This window comes from Pyramidobacter sp. C12-8, assembly GCF_002007215.1.
GTDB lineage: Bacteria > Synergistota > Synergistia > Synergistales > Dethiosulfovibrionaceae > Pyramidobacter.
The window spans coordinates 1-234 of record NZ_MUHX01000124.1 but is presented as its reverse complement, the minus strand read 5'-3'; the positions used below and the strand labels follow the sequence as shown (position 1 = coordinate 234).

General features: G+C 54.7%; 1 protein-coding gene. It reads right to left on the bottom strand.

The window, feature by feature from the left end:
• A partial coding sequence (locus B0D78_RS13060) for a hypothetical protein (RefSeq protein ID WP_205948344.1) occupies window positions 1-234 on the bottom strand: 234 nt, incomplete at both ends.

Here is a 234-nt window from a genome sequence, read left to right as displayed (position 1 = left end):
CGCCATATTTCGCGGATGGTGGGCGTATCCCATTTCTTGCCTTTGTCCATTGGATCCTGCATGCCGAGGTCGTACTGCTTGCAGTCCGTCATCAGGTCGTTGAGCGGATGGCAGAGTGCGCACCCCGCGGCGAGATAAATCTTCTCGCCACGTTGTGCGGCTTCGGAGAGCTTGCCTTTTACAAGATAGGGGCTTTCAACGGGTTCGAGTGATTTGCAGTATTCATCGATGGCT